Genomic DNA, 14,290 nt, shown 5'->3' with positions numbered 1-14,290 from the left:
CTCACCCGCTCACGCGGATGCCGGCCAACTCGAGCGGCCCTGGTCGTTCCCCCGACTCACTGGCCGGTGCGGCCGTCGACGCACTCGCGCAGCAGGTCGGCGTGGCCGACGTGCCGGGCGTACTCCTCGATCATGTGAACGAGGACGTCGCGGACGCTGACCGTGTCGTCGCCGATCGGCACCTCCCGCCCGAGGTCGTCCTCGTCGAGCGCGTCGAGCCACTCATCGGCCGCCGCGATCTCCGCCTTCCATGTGGCGAACGCCTCCTCGACGACCGCGGGGTCGGCGACCGCGTCGGTGAAGTCCGCGTCCCTGTCGTCGTCCCGGCTGAACAGGCGCGGCTGGTCGGTCCTGCCGCGCAGCACCCGCTGGAACCACTGGTTCTCCACCTTGGCAAGGTGCCGGATCAGGCCGAGCAGGCTCATGGTGCTCGGTGGCACCGAGCGGCGGGCAAGCTGCTCGGCGTCGAGACCGGCGCACTTCATGTCCAGGGTCAACCGGTAGTTCCGCAGGTACTCCTGCAGTGTCGCCTTCTCGCCCTTCGGGTTGCCGTAGGTCCGTGGATCGTCGGTGGGGTCCACCCACATGTCGCTCATGGCTCCCGACCCTGTCGACAAGCCGCGACGGGCGCAAGCGGGTTATCGGCCCGTCCGGACCGGTCGAGGTGGTGTGGGGGGTGCGCCGGCCGCGGCGTCGGCATAGCGGTCGGCCAGCCGCGCGAAGGCCTCTCTGAGCTCGGTCGGCCCGACGACCTCGATGTCGGCGTCGAACCGACCGATGGCGGCGGCCAGGCCCGGCCATGACCACGAGCCGACGACGAGCCGGCAGCGGTCCGGGCCGAGGGCCTCGACGAGTCCGTCGCTGGTGTAACGGGCTGCGACCTCGGCGGGGAGGTCCAGGATCACCTCGCCCCGGCACGGCCAGCCTTCGGGGCCGTGGAACCTGCTGACCACGAAGGCCGCCACGTCTCCACCGGGTAGTTGCCGTGGGGTGAAGCGAGGCCCCGTGGGGGTGCGGGGCGTGATCCGGTCAGCGCGGAAGGTGCGCCAGTCCTCCCGGTCGAGATCCCAGGCGACGAGGTACCAGCGCCCTCCCCAGGTGACGACGTGGTGGGGCTGGACCCGGCGCGGCGCACTGTCGGCCTGATCGTCGTCGGCCGCTGGCGGGAATGCGGGGCCGTAGTCGAAACGCAGCACCTCGCGGGCGTGGACGGCGGCACTGAGCGCCATGAGCACGCCGCTGTCGGCCTGTGGGCTCGATCGGGTCGCGGGCCGCTCGACGGCGGTGACCTGGATGGTGTCGATGCGACGGCGCAGCCGTGCGGGCATGACCTGCCGGACGGTCTGCAGCGCGCGCGCCGCGGCTTCCTCGATGCCGGCGCCGGAGGTGGTGGCGATCTGGAGTGCCACGGCGAGGGCGACGGCCTGCTCGTCATCGAACAGCAGAGGCGGCAGTTCCGCGCCCGCGTCGAGCCGGTAGCCCCCGTCGGGACCCTTGGTGGCCAGGATGGGATAGCCGAGCTCACGCAGGCGGTCGACGTCGCGGCGCACGGTGCGCGGACTGATGTCTAGCCGTTCGGCCAGCAGCGCCCCCGGCCAGTCCCGCCGTGCCTGGAGCAGCGAGAGCAACGACAGCAGCCGCGCCGAGGTCTTCAGCATGGGTCCCGATACTGCCATGAGAAGCGGCCAGACCCTGGCCGCTTCACCTGCGACTGTTGCCCGATGACGGTGCTCGACAACCGCGCGCTCAACCGCGCGACGCTCGCCCGGCAGTTGCTGCTCGACCGCGCGGACGTACCGGTCCCCGACGCCGTCGCCCACCTCGGCGGTCTGCAGGCGCAGGAACCGCAGGAACCGTACGTCGGGCTCTGGTCGAGGCTGCGCGCGTTCGACCCGGCGGTGCTCTCGGACCTGCTGATCCAGCGAAGCCTGGTGCGGACACACCTCATGCGCCGCACCGTCCACCTCCTCACCGCGGACGACGCACTGACCTGGCGCGCCCGACACGATGCGATGCTGCGCCAACGGGTGCTCGGGACCTACCGCCGCGAGCTGGACGGGGTGGACCTCGACGAACTCGCCGCGGCCGGCCGGGCCTGATGGCCGACGACGAGCCGCGCTCGATGACCGAGCTGGCGCGGGCGCTCGCCGAGCGCTGGCCGACCCCGGGGATGCGGGCACTGGGCGAGATGGTGATCGCCGCCCTCGTCCCGATGGTGCAACTGCCGCCGCGCGGACTGTGGCGCACGAGGGCCGGAGTGCGCAACGTCCTGCTCTCCTCCTGGCTCGGTCGGGAGATCGACCCGCCGGCCCTGGAGGACACCGATCCGGTCGGCCAGGCGCTGGTACGCCGCTACCTGGCCGCGTACGGTCCCGCGGCCACGGCCGACCTGCGCGCCTGGTGCGGCCTCGCCGGACTGCCGGCCGCGGTGGCCGCGATGCGCGGCGAGTTGATCACGTTCCGCGACGATCGTGGCCGCGAGCTGCTGGACCTTCCCGACGCGCCGCGCCCCGACCCCGACACACCCGCCCCGGTGCGGTTCCTGCCGGCCTTTGACAACGCGATACTCGGTTACCAGGACCGGAGCCGGATCATCGACGATGCGCACCGTGGTCTGTCGGTCGCCGGCGAGCGCGTGGTGCTGGTCGACGGTCGGGTCGCCGCGACCTGGAACGTCGAGGCCGGCGCCGTGACGGTCATTCCGCTGCGTCGCCTCTCCCGAGCCGACCGCACCGCCGTCGTCGAGCAGGGGCGGGAGCTGGCGTCGTTCCTCTCCGACAACGAGAGCCACCGGGTGGAGGTCGGCCCGACTCCCCGATGACCGTGCGCCGCGCCGCCGCCGGCCATACCGAACCGGCGGCGGCGCGGACGGGTGGGATCAGGAGTACGGAAGCCGGAGCACCGACTGGTTGCCGATGCCCACCGTGCTCGGGTTGTTGCCGATCGCCGACCACACCTCGACCCGGACCGTGCCGTTGCTGAGCGTGCCCAACGTGCCGGTGGCCGAGGCCAGGCCGGCGTTCTGGGTGTAGTGCTCGTAGCCGGGGACAGGATCGGTGGCGAAGTAACGCGACGTCTCCACCCGCTCCCAGCTGCCGTTGCCCGTCAGGTCGTACGAGATCCGCACCTGCACGCCGTTGCCGACCGCCGTGCCGGCGTCCAGGAACAGGTCGAAGGTGGTCTGCCCGCCGGAGTAGGCGAGGTTGAGGCCGGTCGCCGTGAAGACCTGCGGGTTGGTCGGCGTACCGTCGTGGTTCCCATTGGCCGCCGCGACCGTGGTCGTGGCCGCGCCGCCGGCCGCGCCGAGCCCGCCACCGGGCAGCAGGTACCGGGTCGCAGAGCCCGGGTTCGGGGGCGGATCCGTCGGAGGGGGTGTGGTGGGCGGCGGGGTCCCCGGGGGTACGCCGCCCGCCGCGTTGCCGCCGCTCCAGGTGTACGCCCCGGTGGTGGCCGTCCGTCCGGCCGGCACGGCGACCGTCGTGCCGTTGGAGAACGTCACCGTGATCGCCGTCGCGGTCGGGTTCGACGCCACGTAGGTGCGCGCCCCGTTGCCCGAGAACACCGCCGACAGTGGATGGTCGGCGGTCACCGTCGTGTCGACGGTGCCCAGCGCCGCGAGGTTGCGGATCCAGTGGAAGGTGTGTGCCCGACTCTCGCCCTCCTCGACCGTGTAGTTGGGGTTCGCGCGGAGGTTCGCCAGCGCCGCGTCGCCGTCACCGAGGGCCTGGAACTGCCAGAGGATGTCCTGCCACACCGTCGGCTGCCCACCGTTGTTGCGCACCAGTTCGGCATAGTTGGTCCGTACGTACGCCGGGTTGTTGCCGAGGTAGAGGTGACCGGCAGCAGGTTGATGCCCTGGATCATCTCCGGCTCGGCGCTGAACCAGGTGGCGTACGCGCCGCCGTCGCCCCAGACCATGCCGACCGTCGAGTGCCCGAAGGCGGCGGGGAAGTTCTGGTCGCTGCCGTCGAACCAGTACTCCTGGATGGCCGCGGCCTGGGTGGTGTAGAGGAAGATGCCGGCGTCGCGGACGGCGGTGTCGCCGGTCACCTGCCCCCACTGGATCAGGGCGTTGGCGAAGTTCATCCCCTCCGACGACGATTCCTGGTTGTTGCCGGAGCCGAACGAGCCGTGCCCGGACGCCCAGTCGTGGCCGGCGTAAATGTCGAAGTCGCGCAGGTAGGGGAAGCGGGTGTCGTCGCGGCGGTAGTTGTTGGCGTCCCGGATCAGCAGGTCCACCATGCCGCCGTAGCGGCTCGCGGCGGCCCACGCCGGGTCGAACTTCGCCAGCGTCGCCGCGGCGGCGATGTAGTAGCCGTAGTGGAAGTGGTGGTCGTTGAGTTCCTGGTCCGAGCCGTACGAGGCTGGGTAGCCGATCAACGTGCCCCAGTTGCCGTCGTAGTAGAAGACCCTTCCGGTCTTGCCGCTCGACGCGGTGAACCAGTCGGTGAGCGTGCTGCGGATCGCGTTCAGCGCGCTGTCCCGCGTCGCGGTGTCGTTGACCAGGTCGGCCACCTCGGCGAGCCGGGCGGCCCGGCCGAGCCCCTTGCCGGTCCAGTACGTGTCACCGCCGCGCTGGTCCATCGGGTTCGCGCGGGCGGCGGCCAGGTGGTTGGTGAGCGTCGTCAGGTCGGCGCCGCTGCCGTCGCCGACGGCCGGCAGTTCCGGCAGGACCCCCTGGAACTTCTTGGAGGTACGGAACTGGTTGACGCCGGTGAGCACCTTCATCCGGCCACGCGCCGACGGGTAGGTCGGGGTGATCGGGGTGGAGCCGGTCAGCGACTTCCACTGGTGCGGGTAGAGGCTGACCACGGTCTGCGTGGCGGTCCCCTCCCGGGCGGTCGTGGTTAACGCGTACGTGGTGGTCAGCCCGCTGGTGGCCGGGTTGTAGGCGTACGAGACCTGGGTGCCGGTGACGTGGGCGTGCGCGTACCGGCCGTAGGTGGAGGCCAGATCGGCCCGCTCGGCCGCCGACGTCGACGGCGGCAGGAGGGCGACGGAGAAGTAGCCCCGGCCGGCCAGGGTGGAGGAGATCCGGCCGCCGCTGACGGTCCAGGTGGCGCCGCTGGGGGCGTACCCGACGTAGTCGTGGCCGTTGACCCGGAAGCCGACCGTGGCGCCGCTGTTGGACCAGACGTCCGCGGTGCCCGTCGCGCTGATCACCGCGTCCCCACCGGTGGTCTGGAAGTACGCGAAGGGCAGACCGTGGCCGATGGTGGCGCGCATGGTCCGGGCTCCGTCGCTCCAGTGTGGGCTGACCGTCCAGTCGGTCCAGCCGTCGACCTTGACCACGGGCGCTCCGAGCCCGGCGACGCCGACCCGGATGTCCTGGACGTACGGGTAGTGGTACTCGCCGACCCCGGTCGAGGTGCCGCTGATGGCGGGCGTGGAGTTGGCGGAGAAGCCGAGGCCGTCGGTGAACGTGTCGTAGGAGAGCGGGTGGGCGTGCAGGGGCTCGCTGAAGGCGCAGTCGGTGCGCTTCCAGAGCAGTGAGGACCACCAGTCGTTGGTGGGTACCGCACCGGCTGGCGCGTTGGCGGTGGCGAACTGTCGGGGGTTGCTCGACATCGGGCCGCAGCCGGTGGGGAGCGGGCCGACCGGGGTGGTGGTGTAGCTGCCGGCGCCGACGGGGGCGGCCTCGGCGGGACGGGTGAGGGAAATCGTGAGGCCGCCGACGACCAGGGCCAGAGCGGTGGTGGCGGCCAGGACCCAACGGCGGTGGGGGACGGGAGGTTTCACGGTGCCTCCATCGCGTGTCGGGATGCCGGCCTGCCGGCTCCGACACGTTGTCTGAATTGAGGAGAAGATGCGGCGAGAGAGCGCTCTCTCAGTCGGCACGGTAATCGAGGGGTATGACTCCCGTCAATGTGTCCCACGGGTTGCGTGCTGATGTCGCGATTTGAACTACCACCGCTCGCCGGCGTGCCATTCGGCGACCCGCCAGTGGTCGTCGGCCTGCCGGATCAGCAGCAGCTTTAGCGGCGCGACCTCGCCATCGACGAAGCGGGCCTGCGTCAGTACCTCGGCACGAGGTTGTCCAGGGCCGACTATCGTTGTCCCCTCGACCGAATAGCCGGTGAGTCGCTGGCCACCGGAGTGCAGCTCGGAAAAGGTCGTCAGGTCGCTGGCCTGCCGACGCTGCTCGGCGAGCAACTCGTACGCGACCGTGAACTCGGCCGCGACGAGCGCGTCCAGGTACGCCGCAGCGGTCGCCTGGGCGGGACCGCGGTCCCGAACCGCCTTCGTCACCGTCAGCGCCGTCCACTTCACCGCGCCGAATGCCGCGATGGTGCCCAGGGCAACGATCTGCCAGACCGGCAAACTCCGGGTGACGCAGCCGTAGCACCCGAGCAGGAACAGCCCGACCGCCAGAATTCCGAGTGCCCGCCTCCACCGTCCTGACATGCTCTCGGACCTTAGCTTGGCGAGGCCGCCTCGGCCAGAGCGCCATGGTGACGCCAGGCCCGCTCACGCACCGCCATCAGCCCACTCTCATCCCGCGACGGCGGACAGGTCGAGCGCGGCGGCGGCGACGATCGCCCGGTCACCTTTGTTCTGCACGTAACCCACCAGAGTGGCCTGCCGAGGATCGAGATCTGGCGGCGCCTCCAGCTCCACCTGCCCGCGCTCGGCGTCCAGACCCAGCGAGGTGAAGGCGCGCACCACGTTGTCCTGCCGCAGCGTCCGCCCGGCGTTCTCGCCCCGGGCGACCTCGCTCTCCAGGCCGCGTTCGACGATCGCCACGTTCAGCACCGCACGCTCCGAAGGCCGCTTGGTCTCGAAGCCCAGGACGACCCGCTGCCCGGCGCCCGCACCTCCGGCGTAGTCCTGGACCGACAGTGTGAACGGTGTGGTGGTTGCCGACGTCAGGGCGGACGCGATCGCGGTCGCCGCCCGTCGACGGTCGGAGCCGACGAACTCGACGGTGCCGTTGACGACCATCTGGGGGGTGTACAGGCGTCCGGAGCCGAAGGCCCGCGCGTACGCCTCCTGCCGCGCGGTGTACGCCGCGTCGGCGAACCGGTCGGGCCAGCCCAGATCATCCCAGTAGTCGACGTGGAACCCGAGCGCGAAGACCGGCTGCCCCTGGGCGCGCGCGTCACGCTCGATCTCGGTCAGCACCTCCTCGGCGGGAGGACAGCTCGAACAGCCCTGGGAGGTGAACATCTCCACGACGGCGAAGCCGCCGTCCGCGGACGCCACGTCCGGCAGCGGCGATCCCGGCAGGCGGGCACGATTCGACCCGGGGTCCGTCATTGCGCCTCCTCCGTGCGTGCTGCTGGCGGCCCTCGGATTCCCGTTACGGCCGCGACCATGCCTGCCCACGCCTCGCCGCTCGGCCCGGCAGGTGCGCGTTCGGGGGCGCCGTCAGCGTCCCGCGCCCTCCGCGACGGGCGGACGCGCGGTCGAGGCGGCGGTTCGCGGCCGGCCGGGTCGCATGAGGACGATGACGAGCAGGCTGGCGAGGACGCCGACGGCTCCGGCCGCGGCGAAGGTCGCCTGGACACCCGCCACCCCGGCGGCATGCGCCGCGCTGTCCAGCAGGTGCCGCCCGGCTGCCGGCGTGGCGCGCAGCAGACCGGGTGTCTGCCCGCCGGCGATGGCGTGCGCGACGTGTGCCGGGTCCGCAATGCCACGTCCGGCCAGGATGGTCTGCGCCTGGGCGGTGAAGACGCTGCCCAGCGCGGCGACGCCGAACGCGAAGCCCAGCTGGCGGGTGGTGTTGACGGCTCCGGCGGCCATGCCGCCGCGCTCGGCGGGCACCAGGGACATGGAGACCGAGCCGAGGATGGGCGTCGCGAGGCCGACGCCGACGCCGATCAGGGCAACCCCCGGCAGCAGCGCCGGCCAATTGGCCGAACCGTGCATGAGCGCCGCGGTGAGCAGGCTGCCGAGGCCGACGAACAGCAGACCGGCGCCGATCACCAGGTCTGGTCTGCGGCCGTGCAGCACCCGGCCCAGCGCCGCCGAGACAGCGAACGCGGTGACGGACATCGGCAGGCCGGTGAGCCCCGCCGCAATTGGACTCAGTCCCAGCACGGACTGCAGCCAGATCGAGGTGTAGGTGAGGGTGGTGAAGGCCGCGAACGTCAGCAGCAGCCCGGCGAGCAGGACCGCGACGAACGAGCGGTTGCGCAGGAGGGCGAGGTCGAACATGGCGTGCCGGGTGCGCGCCTCGATCGCCACGAACCCGGCCAGCAGGAGCGCGGCCACCACCAGCAGCCACCAGACGGCGGCTGCCGACCAGCCGTCCTCGTTCGCCCGGATGAGTGCGTAGGTCGCGCACGCCGCGGCGGCGGTGAAGCTCACCATACCGGCGACGTCGATCCGGCCCCGGACGGTCGCGTGGGCGACGGTGAGCGTCGTGGCGCACAGCAGGATCGCCACGGCACTGACCGGCAGGTTGACGAGGAAGATCCAGCGCCACGACGCGCCCTCGGTGAGCAGCCCGTCGAGGATCGGGCCCACGGCGGCGGAGGCGCCCGCCACCGCGCCCCAGATGCCGTACGCGCTGCCCCGGTCACGGCCGGCGTAGGCGCTGTTGAGCAGGGCGAACGTGGTCGCGAACATGGCCGCCGCGCCGACGCCCTGTACGGCGCGCGCGGCGATCAGCACGCCCGGGTTCGGCGCGAGACCGCACAGCAGCGACGAGACCGCGAAGAGCGCGAGCCCGACGACGTAGGCCCGGCGGTGCCCTACCCGGTCGGCGATCGAGCCGGCGCCGAGCACCAGTGCGCCCAGCGCGAGGGCGTAGGCGTCGATGACCCACTGCAACGCCCGGAAGGACGCGTCCAGGTCGTCGACCATGTCGGGCAGGGCGACGATCACGATCGTGACGTCGATCAGGAGCATGAACGTACCCAGGCAGACCGTCAGCAGCGGCAGCCACTTGCGCATTCAGATACGATGCGCGCTTGGTACGCGTTGACGCAGGGAGACTATCGAGGCGTCATCGCAGCTGCCGAGGCTGTTGAGGCGACCGCAGCGAACGATGGAGCGGCGGTGCAGCTCGCCGCCCAGCAGGCGAAGGCTTGGGCGCGACTCGGCGACCGGCGCCAGGTAGAGACTTCTCTCGACCGTGGACACCGATTGTTGGAATCCCTGCCTTACCCGGAGGACACCGATCACCGATTCGTGGTCGACCCCGCCAAGTTCGACTTCTACGCCATGGATTGCTACCGCATCGCGGGCGAGGATCGGCTTGCCGAGATGTACGCCCGAGAGGTCCTGAAGTCATCGACCGACCCGAACGGGCAGGAACGTAAGCCAATGCGGATAGCGGAAGCTCGGGTAACGCTCGGCGTGACCGCTGCTCGCACAGGCGACGTGGAGTCAGCGATCGCGCACGGCCGCCAAGCCCTGCAAGGTGACCGGAAGTCGCTGCCGTCCCTGCTGATGTCCTCTCGTGAGCTGACTAGCCTCCTGGCCCAGCGCTATCCGGATCAGCCGGAAGTCTCGTCGTACCTGGAAGAAGTTCGAACCCTCGCGGCGTAGGGACTTGCAGCTAGTCGGACTTGAACTCGGACTGGTCTGCCCGTCGACCACCGACGCCAGGCCGAGGACGACCCTGCTGCCATGATCTGATCCGGGCCGGCCGCCACATGTGTGTACGGCCAACAGTCATGTCAGGTTCGGGCACGTGCCCACGCTTTCGGTAGTTCGTGACCGTCGAGACCTGGACTCCGAGGTAGGCGGCGACATCCGAGGTCGTCCACCACTCGGCGTCCCTTCCCGCATCCGTCGTCACACCACCATTCTCCACCGTGCGTGAGACGTTCAACGCACCGCAGGTGAGGGGGAGCCCGCCGGACCGGCTGCCGGCGATGTCGAGTCTCAGGACGTCCGTGACAGAACAGTCTCGGGACGTGGGTGACACTTCCGGCTAGCCGGGTGGTGAGGGCGGCTCGGGTGGACGTCCTCGGGCACGGGCTGTGTCGGATACGGCGATGCCGGCCAGGACGAGAGCAGCGGCGCCGGCGACGAGCACCGGCGGCAGGAAGATCGTTGCCGGCGAGATGGCGGCGAGCATGAGGACCCCGGCCACGCGGTTTCGGGACACCCGGCCGAACACCGCGTACTCGAAGATGGCCCGTCCGGCGAGGAACAGTGCGGGTCCGCCGAGGATCACGGCGATCCACGCCGGCTGTGTGTGCCCGGATGGGTGCTCGATGATGAGCTCGACGCCGACAGAGATCGGGACGATGCCGGCGACCATGACCAGGTGAGCGTTTGTCGCCAACACGGTAACGCGGAGCGGATCATTGGCCGCGGCGACGGCCCCGCCCAACACCTCCCCAGCGAGGTGGATGTAGATCCGCCACAGCAGCACCGTGGTCGTGAACGCCACCACGACCGCCGCGCTGCGGTCAGCCTCGAAGGTGTGCTCGCTGAGCCCCAGCCCCGTCACCAGAATCAACTCGCCGAGCGCGATGATGAAGAACTGCCGATAGCGCTCGGCCAGGAACTCGCCCGTGATCCCAAACTCCGCCGCATTGCCGCGGCCCAGCCTCGGCGCGGGCCAGCCGAGACTGGCCGCCGTGTAGTCCACGGCCACCGCTAGCGCCCACAGCACCCCACGCGGCCAACCCTGCACAATTGCGCCCGCGATCCACGGCACCGCCGACACGCCGAACCAGAGCAGCACCCGCATCTCGGGACGCTGCCGCTTGTCGCCACGGGTAACGATCACGAGAAACAGGCTGCGACCGACCTGGACGGCGACGTACGCGCCGGCGAAGACCAAGCCATGCCCGCCGAACGCCTCAGGCACTGCGGCCGACAGCACCAAGCTGCCGAACATGCACCCGATGACCAGCACCTGTATCGCCGGCCGTCGCGGCTCGAACCTGTAGACCACCCCCGCCGTCGCGGCCCACACCCACCACATGGCGAGCAGCAGCAGCAGCGTCTGGAAGGCGTCGATCCAGTCCAGATGCAGTCGCAGCCCTAGCGAGAGTCGGAAGAGCGCGAAGACAAACACCAGGTCGAGGAACAGGTCCAGGAACGTCGTCCGCTGCTCCTCCGGTCTCCGCATCAGCCGGGCTGCGCCACTCGTCATCGGTTCGCCCCGTTTCTGCCGCTTCTGTCAGCTCTGACCAGTCGTACCACCCGACAGCGCTGGGGGATGTGGATGTGCTGCTGCGGCCAGGGGTCGAACGGCCTCGCCCGTGGGGGCGACGGTAGAGGCCGTCAGTTCCTACAAGCCGTCGCCGCCAGTTCTGATCAGCTCGTCGACCTTGGCCAGGCGTCGGGCCAATGCCACAAGTGGCGGAGTGTTACCCAGGTCCTGATACCGATCTGTCACCCAGGTCCTGAGACACGACAACCGGCTGCTGGCGATGTCGGGCTCCACTTGATGCGTTACGGATCGGTGTCGAATGACGGGTGACACGTCCGGCTAGACGATCTTCGTGGTCAGGGTAGTCCGCGAGCTTGCTCCACCGCTGATGTTCTCGCTTCGATGGCTAGGCCGCCGGCGGTGTGGGCATGGGATGGGGCGTGGCCGGCGGTAGTTTGAGTCGCTGGCGGGTTGCGTGGATGACTTCGATGACGCGCTGCTGGAAAGCAGGTGGGTCGTCGGCGAGGTCGGCTAGCTGTTTTGCGCGCTGGGCGAGGTCGTGGGCCCAGTCCGGGTCTAGGTTGCCGACGGTGATGCGGTGGAACGCTTGTCGTGCGGTGTCGGGGTCGCCAGCTAGCGCTGCTGCGCCCCCGGTGTGGTAGGCGTGCCACCAGGGCGACTCGCCGTGCCTGGTCGTGCGGGAGGCCAGCTGGCGAGCGGCGGCTGCGGGGTCGGGGAACTGGCTGCGCAGCTGGTCGACCCGTTGTGCGGCGACACCGGCGACCGTGGTGATGTCGCGGGTGAACTGTTCGGCGTTGACGAAGTCGAGAAAGCTCGTCCAGCCGACCTCGCCGACCGGCGGCTGTGTGACGAAGGCGGCGTCGTTGCGCCAGTAGATGCGGCTGCCGTCGTCGAATGACCAGTGGTCGCGCTCGTGCCACAGCCACATCGCGCCAACGTTGAGATAGGTGCCTTCCGAGCGGGAAGGCTGGAACTCAACGACGATCAGCCACCAGCCTCGGTCATCGATCCAGACGCGTGATGCGCCTCGCCGATGCAGTCCAAGCGGCTGCAGATGCTGGCGTGCCGCCGCTGTGACCAGTCGAGTCGCTGTGGCTCCGTCTGGCATTCGAGGAGTATGGCATCGGTCGCCGAGACGGTAGAGGGTCATTGTCCGCCTCGCTTGCCGATCGTCGTCTGCCGTGGTGGTTCCGGCTTACGGGCTTTGAACCGGGCGATGGGCTTGGTGGTGGTGCAGGCGACCTCGATGAGGAGCTGGTCGCCGTCGTAGACGCGGAAGGTGGCGTCGGTGGCTTCGACAGTGACGATGCGACCGGCGTGGGCGATGCCGGGGTGAATGCGTTGACCGGCGATGACGAGGCTGCCGCGGCTGCTGACCCGCCGCTCGACGCGTTGAGCGTCGCGGGCCGGGGCTGGTGGTGGTCCGGCGGGACGGGCATCGCGGAGGCGGGCCAGGTCGGCCTTGGTGAGTGGGTTGGGCAGGCTGCGCAGCAGGGTCCGGCCGGTGTCGAGAATCTGCAGGACGCCGTAATCGAGGCGGGCGGTGATCCGCCGCCCGGCGAGGTGGTAGCCGATCGGGTGTTGCCTGCCGGCAAGGGCGATGAGCCCGTTGGCGGTAACGATCCGGTCAACCTCGATCGGGCCGCCAGACTCGGCCGGGCCGGCGGCGATGGGTGAGGGCCCGGCAGGCTGGCCGTCCTCGGCGAGTAGCTGCCGCAGGTGGTCGAGGGTGAGCCGGGACGGGACGGACTTGAGGCGGGCGCCGTTCAGCAGCAGGTGGATGACGGTGGTGTCGGCCCAGAGCGTGATGGTGCGCCCGGCATGGGCGGGGCCGAGCCAGAACTGCTGCCCGCAGACGGCGAGGTTGCCCGAGGCGGGAATCACGCGGGCGACCTCCACGGCTAGGCGGACGCTGTCGCCGACAGCCACTGGCACTGCTGGAGCGACGGTGTGCCCCACGGATGGCGGAGGCGTCGGTGCTGGGGTCGGCAGCGGTCGGCGGGGTGCGGGAATGGTGCTGGACAGCAACGGAGGTAGTCGCAGCGGCAGCTGCTCCTCGGTCGGCTGGGCGGCGAACCGGTCCGCCGGGAACGCCATCGCGAGGGACTGGTGGGGCCGTTCGGTGTTGTATTCGTGCCGGAAGGCGTCGATGGCGGCCTGGGCTGCTTGCGGGTTGGCCCAGACCTCGACATCGTCGAGGAGTTCCCGTTGCAAGGGTCTGGTGGAATCGCTCGACCTTGCCAGTGGTGGTGGGTGAGCGGGGCTTGGTCAGCCGGTGGGTGATGCCATTCTCTCGGCAGATCCGGTCGAACATCACCTCGCCGCCACCGCGGCCGAAGCGGGCAGTGAACTGCTTGCCGTTGTCGGTCAGCACCTCGTCCGGAATCCCGAACCGTTGCAGGGCCCCGGCGAAGGCGTGACAGACGGCCCGGCCGGTGGCGCGACGGACCACCTGGGCGATAACGCAGAATCGGGAGTGGTCGTCCACGCCGGTGACGACCTTTGCCTCGCCGCCGTCAGCGAGCTGGATACCGCCGACAATGTCGAGCTGCCACAACTCCATCGGCCTGCCGCGTTCCCACCGCCGGTAGTCCTCTCGCCGGCGCCGACGAGGTGTCGGGTCGATCAGGCCGTGTCGCACCAGTACCCGGTAGATGGTGCTCAACGATGGCACCGGGCCCGGGCAACCGCGGCGGCCCAGCTCGTAGTGCAACCGCCGCTGGCCCCAGCGGGGATGGTGGAGTCGCAGTTCGCAAATCAGCGCCTCCACCTCATCAGGAGTCTGGGCGGGGTGCGCATGCGGTCGGTGCGATCCGTCGGCCAGACCATCCAAGCCGTGATCGCGATACCAGCCCAACCAGCGATGCACCGCCTGACGCGAGACGCCGAACCGTTCGGTGACCTCCGTCACCGACAAGCCAGCTTCGACTTCCAGTACTGCCCGGTAACGCTGCTCCGTCACGCTCAACTCCACCAGCACTCGGCGGAGTGTCACCCATCAAGTGAAGCCACCGTGTAACGCATCAAGCGGAGTCGGACACGCGCTGCCGGCGTGTGATCCGACAACTGATGCGCGACACATCTCCGCCACGTGATGCGCAACCGCGCGATGAAGCTAGCCTCGGTCTTTCGCTAGTGGTTGATCATGGATCGTTCGGGCATTAGTTGATCTCTGTCTGCGGTTGGCCGAGTGTGGGCATGGTGATGGCC

General features: G+C 70.1%; 9 protein-coding genes and 2 pseudogenes. 2 read left to right on the top strand and 9 right to left on the bottom strand.

The genetic code is table 11. From position 1 onward, the window contains the following. Positions 1 to 56: 56 nt before the first annotated feature. A complete protein-coding gene (locus tag ACWD5O_RS21585; protein ID WP_354965670.1) occupies positions 57 to 596 on the bottom strand; it encodes a DinB family protein in 540 nt (179 codons plus the stop codon). Positions 597 to 638: 42 nt separating this feature from the next. Further along, a complete protein-coding gene (locus ACWD5O_RS21580) occupies positions 639 to 1,658 on the bottom strand; it encodes a helix-turn-helix transcriptional regulator (RefSeq protein WP_450086333.1) in 1,020 nt (339 codons plus the stop codon). Positions 1,659 to 1,721: 63 nt separating this feature from the next. Between ACWD5O_RS21580 and ACWD5O_RS21575 the strand changes: the two are divergent. Next, positions 1,722 to 2,821, top strand: a pseudogene (locus tag ACWD5O_RS21575) (winged helix DNA-binding domain-containing protein). Between the two features lie 764 nt (positions 2,822 to 3,585). Here ACWD5O_RS21575 and ACWD5O_RS21570 read toward each other — a convergent pair. The 4 genes from ACWD5O_RS21570 to ACWD5O_RS21555 all read right to left on the bottom strand — a co-directional run bounded on the left by ACWD5O_RS21570 (position 3,586) and on the right by ACWD5O_RS21555 (position 8,898). After that, positions 3,586 to 5,739 carry a glycosyl hydrolase gene (locus ACWD5O_RS21570; RefSeq protein ID WP_450086332.1) on the bottom strand — a complete coding sequence of 718 codons (2,154 nt, stop codon included), beginning with the start codon at positions 5,737 to 5,739 and terminating at the stop codon, positions 3,586 to 3,588. Positions 5,740 to 5,904: 165 nt separating this feature from the next. Further along, on the bottom strand, positions 5,905 to 6,405 hold the full coding sequence (locus tag ACWD5O_RS21565) for a hypothetical protein (RefSeq protein WP_450086331.1): 501 nt from the start codon (positions 6,403 to 6,405) through the stop codon (positions 5,905 to 5,907). Positions 6,406 to 6,492: 87 nt separating this feature from the next. Further along, entirely contained in the window at positions 6,493 to 7,257 is a 765-nt protein-coding gene (locus ACWD5O_RS21560) for a DUF1223 domain-containing protein (RefSeq protein ID WP_450086330.1), read from the bottom strand. Between the two features lie 111 nt (positions 7,258 to 7,368). Next, the gene (locus tag ACWD5O_RS21555; RefSeq protein ID WP_450086329.1) at positions 7,369 to 8,898 is read right to left on the bottom strand and encodes an MFS transporter; all 1,530 of its coding nucleotides are present in this window, start codon (positions 8,896 to 8,898) and stop codon (positions 7,369 to 7,371) included. 105 nt (positions 8,899 to 9,003) lie between these two features. Here ACWD5O_RS21555 and ACWD5O_RS21550 point away from each other — a divergent pair, with 105 nt between their 5' ends. After that, positions 9,004 to 9,495 carry a tetratricopeptide repeat protein gene (locus ACWD5O_RS21550; RefSeq protein ID WP_450086328.1) on the top strand — a complete coding sequence of 164 codons (492 nt, stop codon included), beginning with the start codon at positions 9,004 to 9,006 and terminating at the stop codon, positions 9,493 to 9,495. A gap of 388 nt (positions 9,496 to 9,883) precedes the next feature. Here ACWD5O_RS21550 and ACWD5O_RS21545 read toward each other — a convergent pair whose 3' ends face one another. The 3 genes and pseudogenes from ACWD5O_RS21545 to ACWD5O_RS21535 all read right to left on the bottom strand — a co-directional run bounded on the left by ACWD5O_RS21545 (position 9,884) and on the right by ACWD5O_RS21535 (position 14,060). Then, positions 9,884 to 11,059: a low temperature requirement protein A gene (locus ACWD5O_RS21545; protein ID WP_354968839.1), complete on the bottom strand. Its 1,176-nt coding sequence runs from the start codon at positions 11,057 to 11,059 to the stop codon at positions 9,884 to 9,886. A 406-nt stretch (positions 11,060 to 11,465) separates the two neighbouring features. After that, positions 11,466 to 12,188, bottom strand: a complete 723-nt coding sequence (locus tag ACWD5O_RS21540) for a hypothetical protein (protein WP_450086327.1) — start codon at positions 12,186 to 12,188, stop codon at positions 11,466 to 11,468. Positions 12,189 to 12,226: 38 nt separating this feature from the next. Next, positions 12,227 to 14,060 (bottom strand): annotated as a pseudogene (locus ACWD5O_RS21535) (IS481 family transposase). Positions 14,061 to 14,290 lie beyond the last annotated feature (230 nt).

This window comes from Micromonospora sp. NPDC005161 (assembly GCF_053599855.1).
Note: the sequence above shows the minus strand (reverse complement) of the source record. Positions and strands in the feature narration are given on the sequence as shown.